Here is a 26,127-nt window from a genome sequence, read left to right on the forward strand (position 1 = left end):
TTTTGGGGGTTGAAGTTGATTGGGGTGAAAGCCTGCGGCTGCTTGTTGAATTTTTGCGTAGTGCCTGGGATTCAAGGCCTAAAGACTAAGTTGGGCCTGGTGTTAAACAAGAATCATCAGCTCTGTGAATGGGGTGATAACTGAAGTTGTAAAATAATGACCTGTTTATTTTTTTGATTGTCATACAGGTACTTGTTGAAAGTGCTCTTTTGCGGAGAACTGCGTAGGAGTTTCTTAATTGTTTGGTAAGAGTTTTCCTGCTTAGGTAAAGAATTTGAGTAATTTACTTTTTCAGGCGTGCTGATGCGGGCTTTGGCGTAAGCAGTGGCATGCAGAGGAGGGGTATGGGTAATCCGAAGCTCAGCGCAGGAACGCCAGGCGGTAGTCCCCCGGTGTTCCCCCCAGGGCCTGGCGGAAGCGATTGTTGAAGTGGCTGGCACTGGCAAAACCACAGGCCAGTGCAATCTCCCCCAGGGGCTGGGCAGTGGTGCGCAGCAGGTGCCGGGCCCGGCTCAGGCGTCGGGCCAGCACATATTGGTGGGGCGGCAGGCCGAAGCTTGCGCGGAACATGCGGGCGAAGTGGTATTCGGAGAGGGCGCACAACCCCGCCAGTTGGCCCAGGCTCAGGGGCGCTTCCAGCTGGCTGTCGATGTAGTCCACCAGCAGGCGCCGCTGGTGCGCGGCCAGCCCGCCCTTGAGCCGGGCACCCTGGCGTGGGCCCACTTGATGGAGCAGGGCATGGCTGAGCATCTCGTGGGCCAGGCTGCTGGTCAGCAGGCGCTCGCCGGGCTCGTCCCAGTTCAGGCGGATCAACTGCGCAAAACGCCGGGTCTGCTCGGGGTCGTCGAGAAAGGTGCTTTCCCGCAGTTGCAGCTCCCGGGGCTCGCGGTCCAGCAGGGTGACGCAGCCCAGGGCGAATTGCTCCGGGCTGAAATACAGATGGGCCAGACGGATATCGCCGTTGATCACCCAGGCCGACTGGTGCTCGGCGGGCAGGATGCACAGTTTGCCCGGGCCGCCCTTGCTGCCGGGCTGGTCGCGGCGAAAGGTGCCGGTGCCACCCGCCAGATAGCAGGACAGGGTGTGGTGGCTGGGCGCCTCATATTCCTGGGCGTCGTGATGGTTGCTCCACAAGGCTGCGGACAAGCCGTCACCGAGCTCGGCGCTGTGCTCCAGGCGAGCATTGGGCGAGCGGTTGAGGGCTTGGAAGACTTGCAGGGTATCCAGTGCGGGCATGGTGGTGACGTCAACATGGGTGCGGTTGCCGGTGTTTCGCATCCTACTCCGTAGCACCCGTGCTGCCAGCCCGGCACCGATAAAAAGCGCAAGTTTGTGCAAGCGCGGGCAGGGGCGGCGCTGGAAACTGTGCTCCTTATAGAGGAGTCGTGCCATGAACCTATCGCTGTACCTGTTGACCGTGCTGATCTGGGGCACCACCTGGATCGCCCTGAAACTGCAACTGGGGGTGGTGGCGATTCCGGTGTCCATCGTCTATCGCTTTGCCCTGGCGGCCCTGGTGCTGTTCGTCCTGCTGTTGCTCAGCCGCAAGCTGCAGCCGATGAACCGCCGTGGCCACCTGATCTGCCTGGCCCAGGGACTGTGCCTGTTCTGCATCAACTTCATGTGCTTTTTGCACGCCAGCCAGTGGATTCCCAGTGGTCTGGTGGCGGTGGTGTTTTCCACCGCGACCTTGTGGAACGCCCTCAATGCGCGAGTGTTCTTCGGCCAGAAGATCGCCCGCAACGTATTGCTCGGCGGCGGTCTGGGGTTGCTGGGGTTGGGGCTGCTGTTCTGGCCAGAACTGGCTGGCCACAGCGCCAGTCCGCAAACCCTGCTGGGCCTGGGCCTGGCCCTGCTGGGCACCTTGTGCTTCTCGGCGGGCAACATGCTCTCTAGCCTGCAGCAGAAAGCCGGACTCAAGCCGCTGACCACCAATGCCTGGGGCATGGCCTACGGCGCGACGATGCTGGCGGTGTATTGCCTGTCCCAGGGCATTGCCTTCGACGTGGAATGGACCACCCGCTATATCGGCTCGCTGCTGTACCTGGTGATACCGGGTTCGGTGATCGGCTTCACCGCCTACCTGACCCTGGTCGGGCGCATGGGCCCGGAGCGCGCGGCCTATTGCACCGTACTGTTCCCGGTGGTGGCGCTGAACGTCTCGGCCGTTGCCGAAGGCTACCAATGGACCGCCCCGGCCCTGGTGGGGCTGGTGCTGGTGATGCTGGGCAACGTCCTGGTGTTCCGCAAACCCAAGCCGTTGGTGACAGCCAAAGCAGCCACCGCCTGACCAGGCGCCGGCTTGTGTAGGAGCTGGCTTGTCAGCGAAAGCGGTTTCAAGGTTTGCGCAGAACTTGCGGGCCCCTTCGCCGGCAAGCCGGCTCCTACGGGGGAGGCGTTGCCAGTGAAGAGGCCGTCAAGGTGAGCCGATCAGCCCTTCCACACTTGCGGGTTGACCAGGTCTTGCGGCCGTTCACCCAGCAGGGCACTGCGCAGGTTGCTCATGGCGCGCTCGGCCATGGCGTCGCGGGTTTCATGGGTGGCCGAGCCAATGTGCGGCAAGGTCACCGCATTCTTCAGCTGGAACAGCGGCGACTCCGCCAGCGGCTCTTTCTCGTACACATCCAGGCCGGCGCCACGGATCTGGCCCTTCTGCAAGGCTTCGATCAGCGCCGGCTCATCCACCACCGGGCCCCGGGAAATGTTCACCAGGATCGCACTGGGCTTCATCAGCGCCAGTTCCCGATGGCTGATCAGGTGCCGGGTCTTCTCGCTCAACGGCACTACGAGGCAGACGAAGTCAGCCTCCGCCAGCAGCTGCTCCAGGCTGCGAAATTGCGCCCCCAGCTCCTGTTCCAGGGCGGTCTTGCGGTTGTTGCCGCTGTAGAGGATCGGCATGCCGAAGCCCAGGCGGCCACGCCGTGCTATGGCCGCGCCGATATTGCCCATGCCGACGATGCCCAAGGTCTTGCCGTGCACATCGCCGCCGAACAATGCCGGGCCGACGCTGGCCTGCCATTGCCCGGCCTTGGTCCAGGCGTCCAGCTCGGCCACCCGGCGGGCGCTGCTCATGAGCAGGGCGAAGGCCAGGTCGGCGGTGCTTTCGGTGAGCACGTCCGGGGTGTTGGTGAGCATCAGCCCGCGTTCGTTGAAGTAGCCCAGGTCATAGTTGTCGTAGCCCACCGAGATGCTCGACACCACTTCCAGCCGCGCGGCATTTTCCAGCTGCGCGCGGCCCAGCTTGCGGCCGACACCGATCAGACCGTGGGCCTGGGGCAGGGCTTCATTGAACTGCGCGGCGATGTCCCCGAGCTTGGGGTTGGGCACTATGACCTCGAAGTCCTGTTGCAGGCGTTCGGTCATCTCGGGGGTGATGCGGCTGAAGGCAAGTACAGTCTTTTTCATCGCGGGAAGACTCGTCAGGCGGGAGAGAATGCCAAGCAAGCTAACATTTTTGCCGCCGCTACCAAAGCACCCCGCCACGGGCCTGCGTGTGTAGGAGCTGGCTTGCCAGCGAAGGCGGCATCCAGGTTTGCGCAGGACGTGCGGGCCTCTTCGCCGGCAAGCCGGCTCCTACGGGGTGGGTGGACGCCCCGGCGGTCAATTGGCCAGGCGGGCACCGCTCAGGCTGCCACTCGGTTCATAGGCCGCCAGTTCCGCCTGGTGCGCGGCGAGGATCTCCGGCAGGGAACCGCGCAGGTATTCGACCCAGGTCTTGATCTTGGCGTCCAGGTACTGGCGCGACGGGTAGATGGCGTACAGGTTCAGTTCCTGGGAGCGGTACTTGGGCATGACCCGTACCAGGGTGCCGTTGCGCAGGCCTTCGATGGCGGCGTACACCGGCAGTACGCCAACCCCCATGCCGCTGATGATCGCGGTCTTCATGGCGTCGGCAGAGTTCACCAGGAACGGTGAGCTGTTGATGGTCACCATCTCCTGGCCCTCGGGACCGTCGAAGGTCCATTTCTCCAGGGGAATCACCGGGCTCACCAGGCGCAGGCAGGCATGGTTGAGCAGGTCGCTGGGCTTGTGCGCGCAGCCGTTGGCTTTCACGTAGGCCGGGGACGCGCAGACGATGCTGTAGGTAATCCCCAGGCGCTGGGAGACGAACCCCGAGTCCGGCAGCTCGCTGGCCAGGACGATGGACACGTCGTAGCCCTCGTCCAGGAGGTCCGGCACGCGATTGGCCATGGTCAGGTCGAAGGTCACGTCCGGGTGGGTCTTGCGGTAGCGGGCGATGGCATCGATCACGAAGTGCTGGCCGATGCCGGTCATGGTGTGCACTTTCAGTTGGCCGGCGGGGCGGGCGTGGGCGTCGCTGGCTTCGGCCTCGGCTTCTTCGACGTAGGCCAGGATCTGCTCGCAGCGCAGCAGGTAGCGCTTGCCGGCTTCGGTCAGGGCGATACGGCGGGTGGTGCGGTTGAGCAGGCGGGTTTGCAGGTGAGCCTCAAGATTGGAGACTGCGCGCGAGACGTTGGCCGTGGTGGTGTCCAGTTGCACTGCAGCGGCGGTGAAACTACCGGCTTCGGCGACGCAACTGAAGGCGCGCATGTTTTGCAAAGTGTCCATGGGGTGCTCTCAGGGGAGATGGCAAATTGTGACACGAAGTTACGGGGGCTTGGATAGGCGACCAAGGGATTATCGCGTTTACGGTAACAAAGATTCACAGGAATCCCAGCTTATCGCCGCCCCGACCGCCCCCTAGAATTGCGCCGATCCGTAGGGGCCGGTTTTTCGGCGATCCGCGCAACGCGGTGTAGCAGGCGTATCGCTGCGCCGGCCAGCCGACTTCTACGAGAGAAATATTCCCCCCCGATCTCAGGAATTCGCAGCAGTGCCGCGTCGCATCAGCAGAGGGTTCAAGACCCTCAGTGTTTGGGCTTTATCGTTAGCAATCAGCGGCTGCATCGGAACCGGAGGCATTGCCCCACAAGGCAAGACACTTCCCGCTAATACATTGGCCACCGACGAGGCGATCCGGAGCGCCGCGCAAGATGCCCACTGGCCCAGTGCCCAGTGGTGGCAGGCCTATGGCGACCCGCAGCTGAACCGCTGGATCACTCTCGCCGTGCAGGGCAGTCCGAGCCTGGCCATGGCCGCTGCCCGGGTGCGTCAGGCAAAAGCCCTGGCCGGTATCGCCGAGTCGGCCGAGTCGCTGCAGGTCAAGGGTGACGCTACCCTCAAGCGCCACAACTGGCCCACCGATCAGTTCTACGGCCCCGGGGCCCTGGCCAACACCACCACCTGGGACAACAACGCCGCCCTGGGCTTGAGTTATGTCCTGGACCTCTGGGGCCGGGAAAGCAACAGCACCGAGCGCGCCGTGGACCTGGCCCACATGAGCGTGGCCGAAGCCCGCCAGGCCCAGCTGGAACTGGTGAACAACGTGGTGCGCAGCTACATCCAGCTGTCCCTGCATTTCGCCCAGCGCGACGTGGTCCAGGCCACCTTGAAGCAGCAGCAACAGATTCTCGAACTGGCGCAACGGCGCCTGGACGGCGGCCTCGGCACCCATTTCGAAGTCAGCCAGGCCGAGGCGCCGCTGCCGGAAACCCATCGCCAACTGGACGCCCTGGACGAAGAAATCGCCCTGACCCGCAACCAACTGGCAGCCCTGGCCGGCAAGGGCCCGGGAGAGGGCGCGCAGTTGCAGCGGCCAAGCCTATCCCTGGGCGCGGCGCTGAAACTGCCGTCGGCCCTGCCCGCCGAACTGCTGGGCCAGCGCCCGGACGTGGTCGCCAGCCGCTGGCAAGTGGCGGCCCAGGCCCGTGGCATCGATGTGGCCCACGCCGGCTTCTACCCCAACGTCGACCTGGTGGGCAGCATCGGCTTCATGGCCACTGGCGGCGGGGCCCTGGAGTTCCTCACCGGCAAGAAACTCAACTACAACGTCGGCCCGGCCATCAGCCTGCCGATCTTCGACGGCGGACGCCTGCGCTCGGAGCTGGGTGAGGCCAGCGCCGGCTACGACATGGCCGTGGCCAAGTACAACCAGACCCTGGTGGACGCGCTGAAAAGCATCTCCGACCAGTTGATCCGCCGCGAGTCCATGGACAAGCAGCAGGCCTTCGCCGCCGAGTCGGTGGCTGCTGCGCAGAAGACCTACGACATCGCCACCGTGGCCTTCCAGCGTGGCTTGACCGACTACCTCAATGTGCTTAACGCCCAGAGCCTGCTGTTCCACCAGCAGCAGATCCAGCAACAGGTGCAGGCCGCGCGCCTGACCGCTCAGGCGGATCTGGTGACGGCCCTGGGCGGCGGCCTGGAGGCTGGACGCGACGTCCCGTCAGAAAGCCAGACTCAAGCGCCCAAGACCCCGGCGGCCCTGGCCGTCTTTGACCACTGAAGCAGGCCCCCATGACTTCCTTGCCCGCCCCTTTGCGCTGGCTGTACTCCCTAGAATGGCGCCGGGGTTTCTTCGACTGGGCGCGCAGCGACGGCGTGACCTGGGTTTATATCTTCAAGGTCCTGGCCGCCGCGTTCCTCACCCTGTGGCTGGCCATGCGTCTGGAGTTGCCGCAACCGCGCACGGCGATGATCACCGTGTTCATCGTCATGCAGCCGCAGAGCGGACAGGTGTTCGCCAAGAGCTTCTACCGCTTTCTCGGCACCCTGACCGGCTCGGCGGTGATGGTGGCGCTGATCGCCCTGTTCGCCCAGAACACCGAGCTGTTCCTGGGTTCCCTGGCGATCTGGGTCGGCATCTGCTCGGCCGGTGCCGCGCGTTATCGCAACTTTCGCGCCTACGGTTTCGTCCTCGCCGGCTACACCGCGGCGATGGTCGGCTTGCCGGCCCTGGCCCATCCGGAAGGCGCCTTCATGGCGGCGGTGTGGCGGGTGCTGGAGATCTCTCTGGGGATTCTTTGCTCGACCCTGGTCAGTGCCGCGATCCTGCCGCAGACCGCCAGCGCCGCCATGCGCAACGCTCTGTACCAGCGCTTCGGCGTGTTCGCCCTGTTCGTCACCGACGGCCTGCGCGGGCGCAGCCAGCGCGACAGCTTCGAAACCAGCAACGTGCGTTTCATCGCCGAGGCCGTGGGCCTGGAAGGGCTGCGCAGCGTCACCGTGTTCGAAGACCCGCACATGCGTCGGCGCAACGGCCGCCTGAGCCGCCTGAACAGCGAGTTCATGGGCATCACCACGCGCTTCAACGCCCTGCACCAGTTGCTCGAACGCCTGCGCAGCAGCGGCGCCGACCATGTAGTGGCGGCGATCAAGCCCGGCCTGCAGGACTTGGCGGAGCTGCTGGACGGCTTCTCCGGCCGGGCCCTGACCAGCCCCGACGCCGCGCGCCTGGTCACGGCCCTGGCGGCCTACAAGGCTGAGCTGCCGGCGCGGGTGCGCAGCCTGCGGGCCGCTTTCCAGGAGAGCGGCCCAAGCGACGCCGAGCAGCTGGATTTCCACACCGCCTACGAACTGCTTTATCGCTTCGTCGACGAAATGCACAGCTATGCCCAGACTCATGCGTCCCTGGCCGACCACAGCCACGAGCGCGAGCGCTGGGACGAGCCCTACACGCCGCAGACCAACTGGCTGGCCTGCGCCGCCTCGGGCATCCGCGCGGCCTTTGTGTTGGTGGTACTGGGCAGCTACTGGGTGGCCACCGCCTGGCCCAGCGGCGCCACCATGACCCTGATCGCCGCCGCCACCATCGGCCTCTCGGCGGCCACGCCGAACCCCAAGCGCATGGCGTTCCAGATGGCCTGCGGGACCTTTATCGGCGCCCTGGTGGGCTTCGTCGAAATGTTCTTCGTGTTCCCCTGGATCGACGGCTTCCCGTTGCTGTGCCTGATGCTGGCGCCGGTGATCGTGCTCGGTTCGTTCCTTGCGTCCAGGCCCAAGTACGCCGGGGTCGGCCTGGGCTTGCTGATCTTCTTCAGCACCGGTTCGGTGCCGGACAACCTGACCGTCTACAACCCCTACACCTTCATCAACGACTACATCGCCATGGTCATGGGCATGCTGGTCTGCGCCGCGGCCGGGGCGATCATCCTGCCGCCCAACAGCCGCTGGCTGTGGCGGCGCCTGGAGCAGGACCTGCGCGGCCAGGTGGTGTACGCCATCAGCGGCAAGCTCAAGGGCCTGGCCTCCAGTTTCGAAAGCCGCACCCGCGACCTGCTGCACCAGGCCTATGGCCTGGCGGTGGGCCAGCCCAAGGTGCAGAGCGAACTGCTGCGCTGGATGTTCGTGGTGCTGGAAGTCGGCCACGCCATCATCGAGCTGCGCAAGGAACAGGCGATCCTCCCGGTGCACCCGGCCTATGCCGAATCCCAGCCCTGGCGCCAGGCGATCCGGGTCATGGGCCGCTCCCTGGTGCGGCTGTTCCTGCAGCCCAGCCAGAGCAACCTGGAACGCGGGCTGATCGCCGTGGACCACGCCATCAGCCGGGTCCAGGCCACCGACGAACCCTTTGCCCCGCACTTCGACACCTCGGCCCTGCGCCGGGTCAAGAGCTACCTGCACTTCATCCGCACTTCACTGCTCGACCCGCAATCGCCGCTGGCGGCCTATGCCGTGGCCAAGCCGGCGGCGCCTGCACCCCAAGGACTTGACCATGCCTCGTGAAATCGCCTTCCACGGCGTTTACATGCCCACCATGACCCTGATGTTCTTCATCGCCGCGGCCCTGGCCTGGGCCCTGGACCGGTTCATTTCCGGCTATGACCTGTATCGCTTCTTCTGGCACCCGGCGCTGCTGCGCCTGAGCCTGTTCTGCTGTCTGTTCGGCGCCATGGCGCTCACTGTCTACCGTTGAGACCCCCGCAATGAAAAAGTTTTTCAGCCTGCTCGCCACCCTGCTCGTGCTGGCCTTGGCCCTGTGGATCGGCCGCACCCTGTGGGAGCACTACATGTACACCCCCTGGACCCGTGACGGCCGGGTGCGCGCGGACATCATCAACGTCGCCGCCGACGTCACCGGCGAAGTGGTGGACGTGCCGGTCAAGGACAACCAGCTGGTGCGCAAGGGCGATCTGCTGATGCAGATCGACCCCGAGCACTACCAGATCGCGGTCAAGCAGGCGCAATCGCTGGTGGCGTCGAAGAAGGCCACCTGGGAGATGCGCAAGGTCAACGCCCGGCGCCGCGCCGACATGGACAACCTGGTGATCTCCAAGGAAAACCGCGACGACGCCGGCAACATCGCCGACTCGGCCCTGGCCGACTACCAGCACGCCCAGGCCCAGCTGGAAGCGGCGGAACTCAACCTCAAACGCACCCAGGTGCGGGCGGCGGTGGATGGCTACGTCACCAACCTCAACGTGCACCGTGGCGACTACGCGCGCATTGGCGAGCCGAAGATGGCGGTGGTCGACATGAACTCGTTCTGGGTCTACGGCTTCTTCGAAGAAACCAAGCTGCCCCACGTGCGCGTGGGGGATAAAGCCGACATGCAACTGATGAGCGGCGAAGTGCTCAAGGGCCACGTGGAAAGTATTTCCCGCGGCATCTATGACCGCGACAACCCGGAAAGCCGCGAACTGATCGCCGACGTCAATCCGACCTTCAACTGGGTGCGCCTGGCCCAGCGCGTGCCGGTGCGCATCCACATTGACCAAGTGCCGGAGGGCGTGCTGCTGGCCGCCGGCATCACCTGCACCGTAGTGGTCAACCCCGAACCCCTGTAGGCGCAGGCTTGTGTAGGCGCAGGCTTGCCAGCGAAGGCGTCGTCACAGGCGGTGCAAGGCTTGCGGGCCCCTTCGCCGGCAAGCCGGCTCCTACGGGAAACTGCGCGGTCTATCTGACAGCTGTAGGAACTGGCTTGCCAGCGAAGGCGCCGGCCCAGGCGATGCAAGACTCAAGGGCCTCTTCGCCGGCAAGCCGGCTCCTACGGGGGGCGGTTATTTGTAGCTTTTCTGCATGATCGCCAGGGACTTCTTCGCCGTGGCTTCCAGGCCGTCGTTGACGTGGTTGATCGCGGCCACCAGCTTCGGGTTCTGCAGCACGTCGACACCGGGGTAACGCTGCTGGGCCAGGCGCGAGACGATGATGTACTGGGTCACCGCGTAATGCAGTTTGAACTGGCCGCTGTCCCGGGCCTTGGCGATGGCCGCTTTGACAAAGGCCTGGCGCTCGGCTGTGGTCATGCCCTGGAACAGGTCGGGGAGATCGAAATGGATCTCGGCGGAGAAAATCGCCACCTCCTCATCCCGCGCCTCGTCATACATCACCTGCTTGCTGGTCACCCGCGCCTTCAGCTCGCCAAAGCGCTGTTCGCCTGCGGCCAGCTGCTCAGGGCTCATCTTGCCTTTCAAGGCATCCAACTGGCTGGTGTCTTCGGTGTTGTCGATAACCTTCAGCCAGGCGTAGGCCTTCACCAGATCGCCGGACTCTTCGGCGGCGTCGGCCAGGCTCTGCTGTGGTTCCGGGTTGCCGTGCAGCGCCGAGCGCTCCAGCCAGCGCAGGGCCAGGTCCCGGTCCTTGGGGATGTCCTTGTCGCCGAACCAGTAGGTGGCGTACATGCCGTACTCGGCGCACCAGTCGTTCTGCGAGGCGGAGTAGGCGATGTAGTTGAAGGACTCGCGGTCGCGCTCGGCCTTGGGTTTGTCCGTTTCCTGATCGGTGGTGGTGGACAGGTAGCAGAAGGCCCGGGTGTAGTGCGGCGCGGCCATGGCGAAGCAGCCCTTGGCGTTCTTGTAGTCCTCGATCTCGTTCAGCTTGTAACCGATGCCGTACAGCAGATCGGCCTCCATGGCCGGGTTGCAGTACTCGTTGGCGCTGACCTTGGGCAAGACGCTGTCCAGCGTCAGCTTGGGCAGGGTGTCATTGAGTTCGGGGACTTTCGGTTCGGTGTTTTCCGGAGCCGTGGAGGCGCAGGCCGCCAGCAAGACAGCCAATGCCAGTGGCAGCGCGTTGAACAATTTCAATGGATATTCCCTGATCGGCGAATGAAAAAGGCGCGCATGAAATCAGGCTGGGACGGGAGAAGGACGAGCGTTAGCCATTCCGTGCTTGGGTGTCGACACCAGCGATTCCATGCTGCATGAGCCCTAAGGGCTCAAGGTCGCGCATTCTACTGGGATTGAGAGGGCGTACAACCCAAACCGCGGCATCTGGTTGACCGCGGCAAGGGGCCCTGAGGCCTTGAGCGGGTGACACCTCGGCGACGGCTTCAACAGCGTTAGCGCCGCCGCTCCCGTTATGGCTTGCGCTTGGCCAGAATGATTTTGGCCTTGGCTACGGTGTCTTCCACGCTCAGGTCATCGTCCTCCAGCAAGGCCTGCAGCCCTGGGTCTTGCCACAGGTCCACGGCCGGGCCGGCGCTTTGCACAAGGCGGGAAATCAAGGCGTAGGCCACCAGTTGACCGCGCGTGTGGAACTTCGGGTAGAGGTCCTGCATGTCCACCAACTGGGCGACGAAAGCATGCCGTTGCTCAGCGGACATGCCCTCGAACACCTCCGGGTTGCTGTAGTACAGATCCCCTGTGCCCAGGACAATGACGTCCTGGCGCAGCGCCTGCTCAATATCCTTTTTGGGGGTGAGTTGGCTGAGCAGCCGGGTGTAGTGCTGCTCGCCTTCGGCCATCTGCTGAGGGCTCATCTTGCGTTTCACCGCTTCGAGCGTTTGGGCGTCATCCAGGGTTCGGGCCCAGGCATAGGCCTGCGGGAAATTATTCTGTTCGCTGTTCCAGCGCACCATCTCCTGTTGCGAGTCCTGGTCGCCGTGCCGAGCGGCGCGTTCCAGCCAGCCCATGGCCAATTCCTTGTTCGGGGGCTGGTCCAGCTTGCCGACGTTATAGATGTCGTACAGGCCAGCTTCCGCGCAGGATTCATTCTGCTTGGCGGCGTAGGCGATGTAGTTGAAGGCTTCGCTTTTGTCATAGTCCTTTTGCCTGGAGCCGACAATCCCGCCCAGGATGCACAGGCTGCCGGTGGCGCGGGGGGCGGCCATGATCAGGCAACTGCGGGCCATTTGGATTGCCTTGCTCGCCAGCAGGGTACGGCTTGAGCCATGCAGCACCTCGTCCTCATTGAACAGTCGGATGCCCAGGCCGACCAGCCGTTCGCTGTCCATCTCCGGCGTGCAGTAGGGGTTGGCCTCGACCTTGGGCAGGATCTGTTCGAGGCTCAAGTCCGGCAGGGAGGCATTGAGTTTTTCGTCCGGTGACGAGGCATTGCAGCCCAGTAGCAAAGCGAACAGGGTCAACGGCAGCGCATGACGACATTTCAATGGGGCAGATCCCTAATCGGCGAATGAACAAAGGTGTGCCGCGCCACCGCTGTAGGCGCTGGCCTGCCAGCGAAGGTGGCCGCAAGGTTTGCACCCGACTTGTGGGCCTCTTCGCCGGCTAGGCGGCTCCTACGGGAGGCACGCAGCACACCCGAAAAACGTGGTAGCTGGCTTGCATGCGTGGGGATCAGAGCTTGGCGCTCAATCCAAAACGCTTCATCAAGCCCTTCTCCAGCAGACCCTTGGGCAGCAGATTGGCCAGCAACGGCAAGGCGCGGCTGCCATTGCCCAGGCGCACCAGGCGCGGCGGATTGTCCTGCTGCACCGCCTTGAGCAAGCCCGCGGCAAATTCGCTGGCCGGGGTCGGCTTGTCCTGGGAGGCCTTGGCCCGGGAGCGGATGCCTTCGCGCAGCGGCCACCAGGGCGACTGTTCGTTGAGCAACTGTTCGGCTTCATGCCCGGCGTTCTTGGCAAAACTGGAAGCAATGGCCCCGGGCTGCACTTCCATGACCCGGATGCCGAACGGCGACAGCTCCATGCGCAGGGCGTCGCTCAAGGCATGCACCGCGGCTTTCGAGGCGCAGTAGGCGCCGGCAAACGGCGTCACCAGCACCCCGGACACACTGCCGATATTCACCACCAGGCCGCGGCTGCGGCGCAGTACCGGGAACATCGCCCGGGTCACCCCGACCACCGAGAACACATTGGTTTCGAACTGGCGTTGCATGGCTTGCACGCCGCCATCCAGCAGCGGGCCCATGGCGCCGTAGCCGGCGTTGTTGATCAGCACATCGAGGCCGCCGTATTGCTGGTTGATCTCCTCGCCCAGGGCGCTAAGGGCCAGGCCGTCATTCACGTCCAGTTGCACGGCCTTGAAACCGGCGGCTTGCAGGGTGTTCACGTCCTCGGCTTTGCGAGCGGTGGCGAGCACGGTGAAACCGGCGTTCTTGAAGGTGTCTGCCAGGGCGCGGCCGATGCCGCTGGAACAACCGGTGATCAACGCTACGGGCATGGCGCGGTCCTTGTGCTGGGGTGAGGGGCGGGGCGAATCAGTCGGAGAAACTACCCTGTAAACGCTCGGCGCGAAACTCCAGGGTTTGCGGGCGATAGCCCGGGCGCAGCGGTGGCAGCGGCAGGCAGTCTTCCCAGCTGGCTCCGGCCTGCAACTCGCCGGGGCCACGGTAGCGCGGGGCGCTGTACTGGTTGTCGGCGAGGTTGACCGTATCCCCCGGGGCGTAGGCAGCGACCCGCCAGCGCAGTTCGACCAGGGGCACCTTGTTACCGTTGTTGAGCTTGACCTGCAGTGGGCGGTCGGCGGGGCAGTGTTCCGGCGCGTAGGTCAGGCGCAGCTCCAGGCGCGCCAGTTGCTGGGCTTCGCGGTTGTCCAGCCAGACCACCCAGCAGGCCACCAGGGCCAGGCCGAAAGCAGCAGCGAGGGACACGGGAAGGGCTTTGGCGGGGTAGCGCAGAAGCAGGATCAGCCAGGTGATGACCAGCAGAACGCCGATGAACATGACGCGAGCCTCGGGGAAAAGGAGGGGACATCCTACCTAAGCGTAGGTGGGCTTGGCGATGGAGTAGGGCTAGGACAAATTATTACTCAAGACGATGAAGGTTGATTTTTTGTGGATAACATAAGGTCTCTTATTGGCTTTCTTTGCCTATAATGGATCTTATATTGTCCATAGTTTGAATAATTTATCAGCCGGTCGGAGGCAGACGCATTCTTATGTCGCTTACCCGTTTTATGTACACACCGTCCGAGATTACGGCCGAGATCGGAAAAAACGCGCAGGCCCTCAGGTTGTCAAAAAACCTGTCGCGCAAAACCCTGGCTGAGAAATCCGGGGTGCCGGCGTCGACCATCAAGCGTTTCGAGCTGCAGGGAGCCATTTCCCTCGAGTCGATGGTGCTGATTGCGGCGGCGTTGGATGAACTCGATCCGCTGCTCAAGTTGTTCAAGCCACCTTCGCCAAACACGCTGTTTGAGCTGCAAAACTCCAAACGCCAGAGGGGCACCCGATGACCGAGCCAGGCGTCAAGAAGTACAAGCCGATCGAGGAACTGGGTGTCTTCATGCACGGCCGGCAGGTGGGAGTACTGAGCTGGAATCGCCAGGGCTGCTACTTCACTTATGCCAAGGACTGGTTGAGCCGGGGCTTCAATCTGTCGCCGCAACTGGCCTTCGACGAGAAGCCGCAGCAACCCGATAGCCAATTGTTCCTGGGCATTCATGGGGCCTTCGCCGACTCCCTTCCCGATGGCTGGGGCTTGCTGCTGATGAAGCGTTTTTTCACCGCGCAGTATGGATCGCGGGTCGCCAATGGTCTGACTCAACTCGATCGGCTGGCCTACATCGGCAACCGTGGGATGGGCGCCTTGGAGTACTACCCCATGGCGGAAAAAGTGGAGCGCGAGCCCATCAGCCTTTCACTGCTGTACGAGGCTTCGGTCCAGGTACAGGTGGGGGAGACGGTTGACGTTCTGAAGGCACTGCGGATTGCCGGTGGCTCGCCAGGTGGCGCAAGGCCCAAGGCCGCCGTTGCCCTTTCGGAAGATCTGGCGCATGTCGTTTCGGCTTTCGACCCCTTACCGGAGGGCTACGGGCACTGGATCGTAAAATTCAGGGCCCTGCAGGAGCCCTGGTCCATGGGCGCGATTGAGTATGCCTACGCCCGCATGGCTCGCGCGGCGGGGGTCGAAATGGCCCATTGCGAGCTGATAACGGTGCCCTCTGAAAAGGGATGGAACGAGCGCTTCTTTGCCAGCCGGCGCTTTGATCGCAGGCACAACGAGAAAGTCCACATGATGACCGCTGCCGGAATTCTGCATGCGGACTTCAGAGTTCCGTGCCTGGACTACAAGGACTTGTTGAGGCTGACATTCGCGCTGACCAGGAGCGCCAAGGAAGTGGAGAAAATGGCCCGGCTCATGGTGTTCAACGGCCTGGCCCATAACTACGACGATCATGCGAAGAACTTCGCCTTCCTCTACGAAGAGGGGCAGGGCGGCCAGGACGGGCAGTGGCTTCTCGCGCCCGCGTATGACCTGACCTTCTCCACCGGCATGGGCGAGCACACTACCGCGTTCGACGGCCAGGGGCGCCCGTCCAGGAAGGCGATCAGGCGCTTGTGCGCGGACTACAAGTTCCTCAAGCCGGATGACTACATTGATCAGACGCTGGAGGCGCTGGGCAACTGGGAAGTGGTGTTTGGCGAAGTGGATGTTCCGGCCGTCGATGGAAAGGAGATATTCGAGACGCTAGAGGATGTTCGCCAACATCTTTAAGAATAAAACCTGGTGAAAAAAGCCCCCCTGGCTAGGAACTCCCCTGTACCCAGTGTGTTGAGGGTTTACTCACCCGGGCCTCTGTGTTCCGCGCAACTCGCCCATCTCCATCAGCTGTTTTCGAGCCATCCTTAGGTTTGAGCTCACGCATGGGGGCGGATCGGCTAGTCAGGTGTATTTCAGCAAACCTGCGAACTTGATTGGCTAATTCCTGGTCGCGGGATATTCAAAACTAATGTTCGCGAAATGTTTTGTAATATTTTATAGGGGCATGCCCTATAAGTTTTTACCCTCCTCGTTTGTCCTGTATTTGATCAAGGCGAAAAACCACGATCGCTTGGAATGCGTTAGTGAAAGTAATAGCGCGCTAGAGCCATATACGGAAATTTGATCAGAGGGTTGCACGATGCCAGACCACTTTATTAGTGTGAGAAACGAAGAGACGCTATCTACAACTTCAAATCCTACACCCGGAATGAATTTTTCAAATCGATCGTCATTTACCATACATGCAGCGAAGGCGGGGTCGAGCATGGGTAATAACACGACCAAGACCGGGCATGTTTTTTTAGAGATTGATACGCCTGGCTATCGAGGTTCTATAGGTTTTAGTCCAGGTGAGAAATACGACACCTCACGTGACAATATTTCGCTCAATGATCGAGAGATTTACAAGGAAACAAGTTCCCATCGATTTGAACTTCCTGGTAGTCCGAAGTTTGAGAATATGATGAATATTCTTACGGCGCAGGTTAGAGGCTATGCAAGCGGTGCAATAGACCCTGGGGACTACAATCTCTTGTTCAATAACTGCATCCATTTTGTAGAGAAACTGCTTTCAAAAGCGGGTATAGAAATTGATCTGGCCACAACGCCGGATGGGGTGGCCAAGGAAATAAGCAAAGTTCCGGAAAAACTTAAAACCCCACTCCTTATCGATTTGGATGGGAGCGGTATAGCTACCTTGCCAATTGAGCACGGTGTCAAATTCGACTTTGATGGAGAGTCGCATCCTATTAATACCGGGTGGGCAGGTACAAACAGTGGGTTTCTTGTCATGGATAGAAATAATGACGGCATCATAAATGATGGGACAGAGCTTTTCGGAGACCGTACGCCTTTGCCAACCGGTGGAACGGCTGCAGATGGTTTCATTGCACTCGCTGCTCTAGACAGCAATCTTGATGGGTTTATCGACAAGAATGATAGCGCGTGGGCGGATCTGAAGATCTGGCAAGACATCAATAGCAACGGGGTTTCGGAGGCAAGTGAGCTTTACTCATTGATCGACATTGGCTTGAAAAATATTGATCTGTCCTTTACCAGGGATTCAATTTTAGATAAGCACGGAAACATCCACGAATTAAATTCGTCGGTAACCTGGAATGATGGTCGGGTCACGGATATAACAGATGTTTTGTTCAAGGTTTTTGATCCTGAGGAAAGTAATGATCTTTTGAGTTTCATTTCGCAGGACTTTTCGATTGATGTGGTCGGGTCAAGATTCGCTGCTGAAGAGGTTTATTCATGATGAGCCGAACGCCCGTCAGCTGCGCTAGCATTGTCTCTTTATCGTTGCTACTTCTATCCATGCCGGCAGCCTCGGATAATCATATGAAAAATACAGCTTTTACCTTGCCCCCGGCAATTGTTAAGAAATTGGACTATCCGCCGGGTCTGCAAATAAACAATTACCCTAAGGACAGCGAAGAGTTTTCCAATGTGCTCAAGCTCTCCAGCATGGGTAACGCGCACTTCAACTATATTCTTGGCAGGATTTATAGCGACGATAGGCTGGATGAGTCGGAAAAAGACTATAAAACCAGTCTGCTCTATTATGAAAAAGCGATTGGTTTGTATCCGCGCCACCCAGACGCGCTTACAAATCTAGGCGTTCTCTATCAGCGTGGTTTAGGAACAAAAAAAGATATTGATAAAGCAATCGCCTTGTATGAAAGAGCTGGCGAGGTTGGGTCGATTATAGCCTACAATAACTTGAGCGTTATCTACGCTATGGGTAATGAAGTTCCGCAAGATTTCAAAAAAGCAAAAATATATAATCAAAATGCTGCTCATTTGGGTGATGCGCAAAGTATAGAGCTGTTAAAGCATTGGGATTACTATGTTGAGGTGTCTTCAACACAAGATGAGAAAAAAATAGAGCAGATTGCAGAGAAGTATAAAAAGATCGAATCGCAAAAAGTACCGAGTCAATAGGCCGTATTTTATAGTCAATAGTTGAACTGCCCCCTACCTGGAAAGGCAGGGGGCATCGAGATAAATCTGCCCCCTTTTTTGTAATGCATGCTGCAAAATCAACAGGTTTCTTACGTTGTCGGTTCCGTCATTCTATTGCGAGCAACAAGCGCGGAAGACTTGCAGCGACGGCAAGAACCGCAGCTCACGCACATGGCTATTTTCAGCAACTTTCCTGGCGGAGATGGGCAAGGCGCTGATCGATGATGTGGGATTGGGGATGAAGGATGAGGTATTGCAGGCCTGATCGTTGCTTCTTGATCAGGACGTCGAAAGGGCGCTACGTCTTTGTGGGAGGGGGGGTAGTGCTTTTTCTTGCCGCTTGAAGCTCGCCCCTTGCCCCTGCTTCCAAAAAAAATCCCCCTGTCCAAGCGCCTGCGGATAGGGGACGCAGGCGCCTGGAAAGGGGGAGCACAAAGGTCTTGCTGCCAACGACTCCCTGCTTTTACTTGCAGCTTGCCGCTTGAAGCTTACGGCTGCATCTACTCGCAGCTTGCCGCTTGAAACTCGCCGCTGTTACTGAGCGATGGTTTTCACCGAGACGCCACGTTCCACCGGCGTCGAGCGCCCGTAGATATCTTCAAAGCGCTCGATGTCGTCTTCGCCCAAATAGCTGCCCGATTGCACTTCGATGATCTCCAGCGGAATCTTCCCGGGGTTGCGCAGGCGGTGCACCGAGGCAATCGGGATGTAGGTGGACTGGTTCTCGGTGAGCAGGAACACGTTCTCGTCACAGGTGACTTCGGCGGTGCCGCTGACCACGATCCAGTGTTCGGCGCGGTGGTGGTGCATCTGCAACGACAGGCAGGCCCCCGGCTTGACCGAGATGTGCTTGACCTGGAAGCGGCCGCCCATGTCCACGGAGTCGTAGGAGCCCCACGGGCGATAGACTTCGCAGTGGTTCTGGGTTTCGCTGCGGCCCTGTTCGTTGAGGGTGTTGACCATCTGTTTCACCCCTTGGACCTTGTCCTTGTGGGCGATCATCATGGCGTCCTTGGTTTCCACCACGACGATGTTGTCCAGGCCGATCACCGACACCAGTTTGCCGTTGCCGTGGATCATGCAGTTGTGGCTGTCCTGGATCACTACATCGCCTTTGCTGACGTTGCCGTTGGCGTCCTTTTCATGCACGTCCCACAGCGACGACCAGCAACCCACGTCGCTCCAACCGGCGCTCAGGGGCACCACGCAGGCGCGCTGGGTTTTTTCCATCACCGCGTAGTCGATGGAGTTGTCCGGGCAGCAGGCGAAGGTGGCTTCGTCGATGGTCACGGTGTCCGCGTCCTGCTGGCTGCGTTCCAGGGTCAGCAGGCAGGTGTCGTAGATGTCCGGGTCGTGTTTCTTCAGCTCTTCGAGGAAGCGGCTGGCGCGGAACAGGAACATGCCGCTGTTCCAGAAGTAGCCGCCGGCCTCGACGAATTCGGTGGCGCGCTTGACGTCGGGTTTCTCGACGAAGTGCGAGACCCGGCTCACGCCTTCCGGCAGCAGCGCGTCGTTGCTGGACTTGATGTAGCCGTAGCCGGTTTCCGGTTTGGTTGCCGGGACGCCGAACAGCACCATCTCGCCACGCTCGGCGGCCACGGTGGCCAGGGCCAGGGCCCGTTGCAGGGCTTTCTGGTCGTCCAGGACGTGGTCGGCGGGCAGCACCAGCATCAGTTCATCGCGGCCTTCGTTGACCAGCATCATCGCGGTCAGGGCCACGGCGGGCGCGGTGTTGCGGCCGAAGGGCTCCATGAGGATGCGCTGGGATTCGAGTTTGCGCGTTGCCAACTGCTCGTTGACGATGAAGCGGTGGTCCTTGTTACAGACCACGATGGGGGTGTCCATGCCTTCGAACACCAGGCGCTCCAGGGTTTGCTGGAACAGCGTGTGTTCGCCGGTCAGGGCGAGGAATTGCTTGGGGAATTGCTTGCGCGAAAGCGGCCAAAGACGTGAGCCGCTACCACCTGACAAGATCACCGGAATCATGTTGTTACTCCTTCAAACATCGTATGGGTTAGAGCTACTGCGTTCTGTCGTTTCACTCTTGTTTTTGTTTGGTGCCCGGATGCCTTGCCTGTCCATTGTAGGAGCCGGCTTGCCGGCGAAGGGGCCTTTGAGCCTTGTGCTGGGCTTGAGGACGCCTTCGCTGGCAAGCCAGCTCCTACACAGGGGGCGCGGCGTGCATCCGGAAATTCGTTAGCGGGTCGACACTGGGCGTTTCACCCACACCGGCGACAGGCTGCTGCCGTTGCCGGTGACGTAGAGCACCGCCGCTTCGCCGCGCTCCAGGGCCACGGGCTTAAGGTCGCTGACTTTTTTCTCACCGTCGTACAGGGCGAAGCTGACCTTCACCGGGTTGATTTCGCGCTCGCCGCGGCCTTTGGCGGCCACGGCCTTGACCACGTCGGTCTTACCGTCGGCGGTCTTCAGGGTCAGGGCCTTGTCGCTGAGGTTCTGCACCCGCACCAGGGACTTCTGCTTGTTCTTGAACGGCGGCTCTTCGATCAGTTGTGGCTGGCCGCTGGCGTTGTTGACCAGGGTGTAATAGTGGTCGGCGGCGAGTTTCACCGGCACGGTCTGGCTGCCCACTTTGGCGCTGTAGTCGCCACCGGGCATGAAGCTGAAGTCACTGCTGGCCAGGGGCGCAACGTCGCTGACGTTGGTGCTGCCAACCGTGGCGCTGACTTCGCTGTTGCTGGCGTTGTACAGGCGCACGAAGGTCGAGCCTTTGGGCGCGGTCGGGCCGTACAGGGCGGCGTCGCCACCGGCGAATACCGGAGCTGATAGCAGGCCCAGGCCCGCGGCCAATACGGCAGCTTTCAGGGATTTGGCAGCGAGACGACGAGGAGTAGTAGTGAAAGTCATGAGTGTTACCTCTTTTCAGTTTTGCGCCCGGTCGGGCGTCTCGGATTTGTTGAGTACAGCTACGTTCTGTTGGCGAGCACCGGCTTGCTTGAGCTCTGCGACCCACTGCGGGTCGGCGTCGCCGATTTCGTTGTTCACAGGCAGATAGCGTTCAGGGAATTCCCAGATCAGCACCTGGGGCGGGTTGTTCTTGAAGTCGTCGCTTTTCAGGTAGCTGAGCATCGGCAGGATCGGGCCGTGGCCGTCTTCGGCGTAGCTCAGCACGTCGCTGTGCAGGGCCTGTTTCAGGGCGCCGACGAAGTTCCAGCTGGGGTTGGCGCTGTAGCTGGTGCCCACCAGGGTCACCGGTACTTCGCGGTCGGCAAACAGCGCGTCGTCGGCGGCCGGCTGCTCTTCGCTGGCCCGGGTCACGCGCTTTTGCAGGGGCTCTTCGGCCGGCATCAGGTTTTCGAACAGCGGGTCCAGGGGCAGGAAGCGGCGCAGGTCGCCCTTATGTTCCACGGTCTCTTGGGTCTCGGTGACGAAGCGCTGTGGCTGACCGCTGAGCGGGGTCTTGGCGGCGATGGTCAGGGCCAGTTGGCGGGCGACGATCTCGGCGCCGGCGGGGGTCCAGTGGGTGTCGGTGCGCAGGAACACTTGCTGGCCCTGTTGCTTGGCCTGTTGCAGGGGGCCCAGCAGGTCGGGGGCGAGGATCTTGTCGGCGGCGACCCGGGCGTGGAAGTCCTGGTAGAGGTTGGCGTGGATCCGCGCCGGGCGCACCTCGTCCAGGTGTTCCGGGTACAGGCGCACCTTGGCCGGGACGATCGCCATCACCAGTTTCACCCCGTGCGCCTTCAAGGTCTGGCGCACGCCTTCCACCAGGGCGTAGTTGCCCTGCAGGTTGAGCTCCTCGTTGACCACCGGGTTGAACTCTTCATCGCTGTACAGCCACTGGTCACGGCCCAGGACCACGCCCGGACGGCCTTCGTTGAACAGCTTGAGGTCCAGGGCGGCCCAGAGGTTGGTGCCCAGGCGCTTGATCGGAAACTCTTCGTCGTAGTGAGTTTCCACAGCTTTGGTCCAGCGCCCGTTGAGCACCGTGGCCTCGGCGTTGGTGCTGAAGCCGAAGAAGCTGCGCACCGACCACAGGCCCAGGACCGTCAGGGTCAGCAGGAACAGGGCGATGTAGAACAGACGTAATGAGCGGGTCATGTCAGATCCCTCAGAACTGGAAGTAAAGGAACGGCGAGAAGCTTTGCGCCGAGAGTTTGAGAATCGAGGCGATGAACAGCAGCAGCACCAGGCCCCGCATCACGTAGCGCGACCAGTCGGTGGTCCAGTAGGCCGGTTGCACCTGGGCCTCGGTGCCCACGGTGTAGCCCGGTTGATGGATGCTGCCGGGGTTGTCGCCGGGTACGGCCTTGATCAGCCCCGGTTGTGCGCCGGCCGGGCCGTCCGCTTCGCTGCCTGGTTCAGGCTTGGCCTTGTTCGCTGGCGGGTTGCGGTAGAGGTCGCGCAGGCCGAAGAACGCCAGGGTGGCGTAGGCCAGGACCAGGGTCGCCACTTGCAGGCCGGTGAGGCTGGCGCGGTTGAGTTCGGACAGCGACCAGTCGCCAAAGCTGAACATGGCGCCGTACATGCGCCCGGCCACGTGCAGGTTTTCGGCACGGAAGATCACCCAGCCCATGACCACCAGGAGGAAGGTCAGGGCCCAGCGGATCGGGTTCAGGCTGCGTGGGGTGGTGTTGATGCCCAGGGCCTTTTCGATGGCCAGCCACATGCCGTGCCAGGCGCCCCAAACGATGTAGGTGATGTTCGCACCGTGCCACAGGCCACCGAGCAGCATGGTCAGGAACAGGTTGCGGTAAGTCATCAGCGTGCCTTTGCGGTTGCCGCCCAGGGTGATGTACAGGTAGTCGCGCAGCCAGGTGGACAGGCTGATGTGCCAGCGCCGCCAGAACTCGGTGATCGACTGGCTGATGTAGGGCTGCTTGAAGTTTTCCATGAAGCGAAAACCCATCATCAACCCCAAGCCGATGGCCATGTCGCTGTAGCCGGAGAAGTCGAAGTACAGCTGCGCGGTGTAGGCCAGGGCGCCGAGCCAGGCATCGCCCGTGGTGGGGTTTTGCAGGGCGAAGCAATGGTCGGCGACCACCGCCAGGGTGTCGGCGATAAACACCTTCTTGATGAAGCCCTGCATGAAGCGGGTGCAGCCTTCGGAGAACTTGTCCAGGGTGTGGGTGCGGTTGTTGAACTGCTCCGCCAGGTCGCGAAAGCGCAGGACCGGGCCGGCGATCAGGTGTGGGAAGATCGCCACGAACGCCGCGAAGTCGATGAGGTTGCGGGTAGCCGGGGTGTCGCCCCGGTAGACGTCGATGATGTAACTGATGGACTCGAAGATGTAGAACGAGATCCCGATCGGCAACAGGATGTGGGTCAGGATGAACGGTTCCAGACCGTAGGAGGTCATGATCGCGTTGATGCTGTCCACGCCGAAGTTGGCGTATTTGAAGTAGCCGAGGATGCACAGGTCGACGCCGACGCCGAGCAGCAGCCAGCGTTGGGCGGGTTTGGTCCGGACCCCAGCCGCACCGACTTTCAGGCCGATCCAGTAGTTCCACAGGGTGACGCCGGCGAACAGCGCCAGGAAGTCCACCCGCCACCAGGCATAGAACACATAACTGGCGATCAGCAGCAGCAAGTTGCGATAGCGTTGCCCGCTCAAGTAGTACAAGCCGAGAAAGATCGGCAAGAACAGAAACAGGAACACATTGGATGAAAAAACCATCCCGATCTCTCCGTGTTTAACCAATAGTCAGAGGCCGGAGCCCCCCCAAACCCCCCCGTGAAAAACCGGGGGAAGCGGTACTGCGTGTAGCGCGACCTCTGTAGGAGCCGGCTTGCCGGCGATGGCGGTCTTGAGAGCGAAGACGTCCTTGAGGGCCCCTTCGCTGGCAAGCCAGCTCCTACGGTGGGTTGTTCCCATGTGCAGCGTGGGAACGATTCGAATCAGGAGCCTTTTTCGTGGGCCGGGTCGTAGACCTTGGTCAGGTCGCCCCCCAGGCGGAAGGTCTTGAACGGCTGCATCTTGTGTTTGCGCTCCAATACATCCGGGGCGCAGGTGTAGAGGCTGCAGAAGGGTTCGAGCCAGGCGAATTTCGAGTCGACCTTGAGGTCGCTCATGTCCTGCTGCTTACCGTTCTTCTTCTCGAAGTCGTCCGGGTCTTTCACCCCAGCCAGCACTCGGTCACCCAAGCGCTTGAGGGCGCCGTTGTTTTCCTGGCGCAGATCCACGCCATTGACCTGGGCGAAGCTGGCGATCATCGCCAACGGCGGCAGGGCGTAGTTGTGGTAGGCCAGGGCGCGCTGCTGACGCTTGAGTTCGTTGGGCAGAAAGCCGTCGGCGTCGATCTGGTTGGCGCCGACCTTGTATTCCTTTACGGCCCAGTCGAACAGGTCGCGGCGGTTGGTGGCGATGGAGGTCGCCATCACTGACCAGGCGGCCCAGTAGGAGTGGTTGTTGGTCTTGTCCAGGGGCAGGTTGTCCCAGTCGCTGACCACCTGATCGGCCATCTTGCTGAACCAGGCCTCAATCTTCTGTGCCTGTTCCTGATGGGTGGCCAGGGGATGGGAGTCGGAGAATTTCAGCCGCAGGTAGGCCGAAGCCATGCTGCCCAGGGCCCATTTGCGCATGGACTTGCCGGTGTGGTTGAAGTCCTTGGACATCAGCGCGTCGGCCTGGGCCCAGGCACTGAGCCAGCTCAGGGTGCAGTCCAGCTGTTGCGGGCGGCCGTCACGCATGAACTGCATGACCCTTTTGCTGGTGCCGCGCTCGATCTTGGTGATGTCCGCGGTGGTGTCGCGAAAGGCCTGTTCGGACTGGGTATTCAGGGTTGCCCGGGCCTTGTCCGAGCCTTCGTACTTGCTGCGAAATTGCAGGGCGCCGGTGTAGGGCGCCGGCATGGCGTCGCAGCCTTCGCTGTCGTCACCGCTCTTGAACTTGTCCACCGGGGCGTAATAGCCCTGGGGTGGACGCAGCGGCGCGGCGGCCTGGGCGCTGCCGGCGAGGATGGCCAGGCCCAGCAGGCTGGGCATCAGCAAGTGTTTCAAGGATGTGCTTTGCATAGGAAACCTCATTGCCCGATCTGCGCGGTGCGTTGCTCGGCGCCCGGGAATACGTTGCGTTTGCAAATTTTCGCTTCGACCTTCTGCCCGGCAGTGCCCGCTTCCGGGCCCTGGATTTCCACCGCCAGCAGGTTCTGCATGGCCCAGTCTTCGTCAGTGCGCAGTTCGAAGGCGAAGCGTCCGTCGGTGTCGGATGTTTCCGGCTTTTCGATCTTGATGTCCTCGTGGCGCCCGTTCATGTACCAGAGGGTGGCTTGCAGGGTTTTCACCGAAGGGTCGGCGAAGCGGATGTCGACCTGATGGCCGCTGTTGCGCAGGTCCAGGTTCTTGCTGTTGACCAGCAGTTCGTTCTTGCCCGGCTTGAGGGTGGTGCTGCCGGTCATCTGCGCATCCTTGCCCTCGCAGCCGTTGTCCAGCAGGGCCATCATCTGTCGGTAGATGGTTTCCTGATCCAGGCGGTACAGCGGCGAGAACTCCCAGATCAGGATCTTCGGCGGGCTCTTCTGGAATTCCTCGCTGCCCAGGTACTGCAACATCGAGCCTTCCAGGCCGCCGCCGGGGAAGGCCACGTTGAGGATGTCGGCGCCGATGGACTCTTCCAGGAAGCCGGCGAAGTTGTAGTTCTTGCCACTGTGGCTGGTGCCCACCAGGGTGATTTGCGGGTTGCCGGAATCACCGAACAGGTCGCCGTCCGCCGCTTCGCCCTTGGGCTCGGTGGTGAACTGGTCCATGTACTGGATGGCGTAGCTGGTGCCGCACAGTTGCCCGGCCATGTTGTGCAGGGTGCCGGTCTTGCCCATGCGCCCGGACTTGTGGGTCTCGAATTCACGCCGTGGAATGTCGGCGAAGGCCGGCAGTTGCTTGACCTTGTCGGCGACGATCCTGGCGGTGCGTTGGGCGCCGTAAGGCGTCCAGTGCTGGTCGCCGCGGAAGTAGAAGTCGTGGGCCGGCAGGGTGTCCGGCAGTTCTTCGTTGGTCAGCGGCGACAGGTCCGGCACCACGTAGCCCATTTGGGCGAAGCGCCCGAGCATGGCTTTGTAGTTGGTCAGGGCCTTGTCGTAGTCGAAGCGGGCCTTTTGCGCCGGGTTGAGCTTGTTGCGGTTCACCAGGCCACGGGTCGGCTGATAGACCACCACCAGCTCCACGCCCTTGCTCTTGAAAGCTTCGTGCAACTGCTTGAGGCGACGGTAGCCTTCCGGTGTGGTGTTGAATTCGGTGCGCAGGTCTTCCTGGGTGCGGAACAGCCAGTCGCCCTGGGCTTGCACCAGGGTGGTGAAGTTCTGCTGGTAGCGGGTGGTGTAGTTCTTCGCATCATGGGCGGCCGGGCACAGGTTGCAGCACGGCTCGGCGGTGAAGTTCGGCGCCTGGGGCTCATCGGCGCGGGCGCCGGCGCTGGCGGCGAGAATGCCGGCGGTCAGCGCCGACAGGCTCAACAGTTTGATCAGGTGTGGGGGCATGACAGT

The 26,127-nt window shown here is 61.6% G+C and carries 23 protein-coding genes; 10 read left to right on the top strand and 13 right to left on the bottom strand.

The annotated features are described in order from the left end of the window. Positions 1-360 precede the first annotated feature (360 nt). Positions 361-1,236 (bottom strand): helix-turn-helix transcriptional regulator, encoded by an 876-nt coding sequence (locus P7C00_RS05570; RefSeq protein WP_346633737.1) that lies wholly within the window; start codon positions 1,234-1,236, stop codon positions 361-363. Between the two features lie 154 nt (positions 1,237-1,390). Between P7C00_RS05570 and P7C00_RS05575 the strand changes: the two genes are divergently transcribed. Beyond that, positions 1,391-2,290, top strand: a complete 900-nt coding sequence (locus P7C00_RS05575) for a DMT family transporter (protein WP_404938262.1) — start codon at positions 1,391-1,393, stop codon at positions 2,288-2,290. A 140-nt stretch (positions 2,291-2,430) separates the two neighbouring features. On the opposite strand, the gene P7C00_RS05580 is transcribed toward P7C00_RS05575, so the two are convergent. Together P7C00_RS05580 and P7C00_RS05585 are read right to left on the bottom strand one after the other, a co-directional pair. Further along, entirely contained in the window at positions 2,431-3,405 is a 975-nt protein-coding gene (locus P7C00_RS05580; protein WP_404938263.1) for a 2-hydroxyacid dehydrogenase, read from the bottom strand. 195 nt (positions 3,406-3,600) lie between these two features. Further along, positions 3,601-4,569 (bottom strand): LysR family transcriptional regulator, encoded by a 969-nt coding sequence (locus tag P7C00_RS05585; RefSeq protein ID WP_404938264.1) that lies wholly within the window; start codon positions 4,567-4,569, stop codon positions 3,601-3,603. A 265-nt stretch (positions 4,570-4,834) separates the two neighbouring features. On the opposite strand from P7C00_RS05585, the gene P7C00_RS05590 reads away from it, so the two are divergent. From P7C00_RS05590 to P7C00_RS05605, 4 genes are read left to right on the top strand one after another with little or no spacing between them, the layout of a single operon-like run. Further along, entirely contained in the window at positions 4,835-6,346 is a 1,512-nt protein-coding gene (locus P7C00_RS05590; RefSeq protein WP_404938265.1) for an efflux transporter outer membrane subunit, read from the top strand. A gap of 11 nt (positions 6,347-6,357) precedes the next feature. Beyond that, complete coding sequence (locus P7C00_RS05595) at positions 6,358-8,565, top strand: FUSC family protein (RefSeq protein ID WP_346633558.1); 2,208 nt, start codon at positions 6,358-6,360, stop codon at positions 8,563-8,565. After that, positions 8,555-8,755, top strand: a complete 201-nt coding sequence (locus P7C00_RS05600) for a DUF1656 domain-containing protein (protein WP_007930063.1) — start codon at positions 8,555-8,557, stop codon at positions 8,753-8,755. Before P7C00_RS05595 ends, P7C00_RS05600 begins: the two co-directional genes overlap by 11 nt. A 10-nt stretch (positions 8,756-8,765) precedes the next feature. Beyond that, positions 8,766-9,626, top strand: coding sequence for an HlyD family secretion protein (locus tag P7C00_RS05605; RefSeq protein WP_346633557.1), 861 nt, complete (start codon positions 8,766-8,768; stop codon positions 9,624-9,626). 213 nt (positions 9,627-9,839) lie between these two features. On the opposite strand, the gene P7C00_RS05610 is transcribed toward P7C00_RS05605, so the two are convergent. From P7C00_RS05610 to P7C00_RS05625, 4 genes are all read right to left on the bottom strand, one after another. Then, positions 9,840-10,865 carry a sel1 repeat family protein gene (locus P7C00_RS05610; protein ID WP_404938266.1) on the bottom strand — a complete coding sequence of 342 codons (1,026 nt, stop codon included), beginning with the start codon at positions 10,863-10,865 and terminating at the stop codon, positions 9,840-9,842. 272 nt (positions 10,866-11,137) lie between these two features. Next, positions 11,138-12,169, bottom strand: a complete 1,032-nt coding sequence (locus tag P7C00_RS05615; RefSeq protein ID WP_404938267.1) for a sel1 repeat family protein — start codon at positions 12,167-12,169, stop codon at positions 11,138-11,140. Positions 12,170-12,356: 187 nt separating this feature from the next. Continuing rightward, the gene (locus P7C00_RS05620) at positions 12,357-13,181 is read right to left on the bottom strand and encodes an SDR family oxidoreductase (RefSeq protein WP_404938268.1); all 825 of its coding nucleotides are present in this window, start codon (positions 13,179-13,181) and stop codon (positions 12,357-12,359) included. A 37-nt stretch (positions 13,182-13,218) separates the two neighbouring features. Beyond that, positions 13,219-13,683, bottom strand: a complete 465-nt coding sequence (locus tag P7C00_RS05625) for a multidrug transporter (RefSeq protein WP_346633553.1) — start codon at positions 13,681-13,683, stop codon at positions 13,219-13,221. 215 nt (positions 13,684-13,898) lie between these two features. On the opposite strand from P7C00_RS05625, the gene P7C00_RS05630 reads away from it, so the two are divergent. From P7C00_RS05630 to P7C00_RS05650, 5 genes are all read left to right on the top strand, one after another. Beyond that, positions 13,899-14,195 carry a helix-turn-helix domain-containing protein gene (locus P7C00_RS05630; protein WP_072451362.1) on the top strand — a complete coding sequence of 99 codons (297 nt, stop codon included), beginning with the start codon at positions 13,899-13,901 and terminating at the stop codon, positions 14,193-14,195. Further along, on the top strand, positions 14,192-15,457 hold the full coding sequence (locus P7C00_RS05635) for a type II toxin-antitoxin system HipA family toxin (protein WP_404938269.1): 1,266 nt from the start codon (positions 14,192-14,194) through the stop codon (positions 15,455-15,457). The genes P7C00_RS05630 and P7C00_RS05635 overlap by 4 nt, the downstream gene beginning before the upstream one ends. Before the next feature lie 532 nt (positions 15,458-15,989). Beyond that, complete coding sequence (locus P7C00_RS05640; RefSeq protein ID WP_404938270.1) at positions 15,990-16,988, top strand: hypothetical protein; 999 nt, start codon at positions 15,990-15,992, stop codon at positions 16,986-16,988. Positions 16,989-17,071: 83 nt separating this feature from the next. Then, a complete protein-coding gene (locus P7C00_RS05645; RefSeq protein WP_346633550.1) occupies positions 17,072-17,674 on the top strand; it encodes a tetratricopeptide repeat protein in 603 nt (200 codons plus the stop codon). A gap of 115 nt (positions 17,675-17,789) precedes the next feature. Continuing rightward, complete coding sequence (locus P7C00_RS05650; RefSeq protein WP_404938271.1) at positions 17,790-17,960, top strand: DUF3077 domain-containing protein; 171 nt, start codon at positions 17,790-17,792, stop codon at positions 17,958-17,960. Between the two features lie 269 nt (positions 17,961-18,229). Here the strand turns inward: P7C00_RS05650 and P7C00_RS05655 are convergent, their stop codons facing one another. The 6 genes from P7C00_RS05655 to P7C00_RS05680 form a co-directional block, all read right to left on the bottom strand. After that, entirely contained in the window at positions 18,230-19,681 is a 1,452-nt protein-coding gene (locus P7C00_RS05655) for a mannose-1-phosphate guanylyltransferase/mannose-6-phosphate isomerase (RefSeq protein WP_346633548.1), read from the bottom strand. Positions 19,682-19,891: 210 nt separating this feature from the next. Then, positions 19,892-20,560 carry an alginate O-acetyltransferase AlgF gene (locus P7C00_RS05660; protein WP_404938272.1) on the bottom strand — a complete coding sequence of 223 codons (669 nt, stop codon included), beginning with the start codon at positions 20,558-20,560 and terminating at the stop codon, positions 19,892-19,894. Between the two features lie 15 nt (positions 20,561-20,575). Further along, entirely contained in the window at positions 20,576-21,751 is a 1,176-nt protein-coding gene (locus tag P7C00_RS05665) for an alginate O-acetyltransferase (protein WP_404938273.1), read from the bottom strand. A 10-nt stretch (positions 21,752-21,761) separates the two neighbouring features. After that, positions 21,762-23,327, bottom strand: coding sequence for an MBOAT family protein (locus P7C00_RS05670; protein ID WP_346633545.1), 1,566 nt, complete (start codon positions 23,325-23,327; stop codon positions 21,762-21,764). Between the two features lie 221 nt (positions 23,328-23,548). Then, complete coding sequence (locus tag P7C00_RS05675) at positions 23,549-24,664, bottom strand: mannuronate-specific alginate lyase (protein WP_404938274.1); 1,116 nt, start codon at positions 24,662-24,664, stop codon at positions 23,549-23,551. Between the two features lie 8 nt (positions 24,665-24,672). Further along, positions 24,673-26,121, bottom strand: a complete 1,449-nt coding sequence (locus P7C00_RS05680; RefSeq protein WP_404938275.1) for an alginate O-acetyltransferase — start codon at positions 26,119-26,121, stop codon at positions 24,673-24,675. Positions 26,122-26,127 lie beyond the last annotated feature (6 nt).

Source organism: Pseudomonas sp. JDS08PS003, assembly GCF_045013505.1.
GTDB classification, from domain to species: domain Bacteria; phylum Pseudomonadota; class Gammaproteobacteria; order Pseudomonadales; family Pseudomonadaceae; genus Aquipseudomonas; species Aquipseudomonas protegens_B.

Coding starts and splice junctions, on each gene's coding strand:
- P7C00_RS05570 (WP_346633737.1), bottom strand. CDS start 1,236: ATGCCCGCACTGGATACCCTGCAAGTCTTCCAAGCCCTCAACCGCTCG.
- P7C00_RS05575 (WP_404938262.1), top strand. CDS start 1,391: ATGAACCTATCGCTGTACCTGTTGACCGTGCTGATCTGGGGCACCACC.
- P7C00_RS05580 (WP_404938263.1), bottom strand. CDS start 3,405: ATGAAAAAGACTGTACTTGCCTTCAGCCGCATCACCCCCGAGATGACC.
- P7C00_RS05585 (WP_404938264.1), bottom strand. CDS start 4,569: ATGGACACTTTGCAAAACATGCGCGCCTTCAGTTGCGTCGCCGAAGCC.
- P7C00_RS05595 (WP_346633558.1), top strand. CDS start 6,358: ATGACTTCCTTGCCCGCCCCTTTGCGCTGGCTGTACTCCCTAGAATGG.
- P7C00_RS05600 (WP_007930063.1), top strand. CDS start 8,555: ATGCCTCGTGAAATCGCCTTCCACGGCGTTTACATGCCCACCATGACC.
- P7C00_RS05605 (WP_346633557.1), top strand. CDS start 8,766: ATGAAAAAGTTTTTCAGCCTGCTCGCCACCCTGCTCGTGCTGGCCTTG.
- P7C00_RS05620 (WP_404938268.1), bottom strand. CDS start 13,181: ATGCCCGTAGCGTTGATCACCGGTTGTTCCAGCGGCATCGGCCGCGCC.
- P7C00_RS05625 (WP_346633553.1), bottom strand. CDS start 13,683: ATGTTCATCGGCGTTCTGCTGGTCATCACCTGGCTGATCCTGCTTCTG.
- P7C00_RS05630 (WP_072451362.1), top strand. CDS start 13,899: ATGTCGCTTACCCGTTTTATGTACACACCGTCCGAGATTACGGCCGAG.
- P7C00_RS05635 (WP_404938269.1), top strand. CDS start 14,192: ATGACCGAGCCAGGCGTCAAGAAGTACAAGCCGATCGAGGAACTGGGT.
- P7C00_RS05640 (WP_404938270.1), top strand. CDS start 15,990: ATGGGTAATAACACGACCAAGACCGGGCATGTTTTTTTAGAGATTGAT.
- P7C00_RS05645 (WP_346633550.1), top strand. CDS start 17,072: ATGAAAAATACAGCTTTTACCTTGCCCCCGGCAATTGTTAAGAAATTG.
- P7C00_RS05655 (WP_346633548.1), bottom strand. CDS start 19,681: ATGATTCCGGTGATCTTGTCAGGTGGTAGCGGCTCACGTCTTTGGCCG.
- P7C00_RS05660 (WP_404938272.1), bottom strand. CDS start 20,560: ATGACTTTCACTACTACTCCTCGTCGTCTCGCTGCCAAATCCCTGAAA.
- P7C00_RS05665 (WP_404938273.1), bottom strand. CDS start 21,751: ATGACCCGCTCATTACGTCTGTTCTACATCGCCCTGTTCCTGCTGACC.
- P7C00_RS05670 (WP_346633545.1), bottom strand. CDS start 23,327: ATGGTTTTTTCATCCAATGTGTTCCTGTTTCTGTTCTTGCCGATCTTT.
- P7C00_RS05675 (WP_404938274.1), bottom strand. CDS start 24,664: ATGCAAAGCACATCCTTGAAACACTTGCTGATGCCCAGCCTGCTGGGC.
- P7C00_RS05680 (WP_404938275.1), bottom strand. CDS start 26,121: ATGCCCCCACACCTGATCAAACTGTTGAGCCTGTCGGCGCTGACCGCC.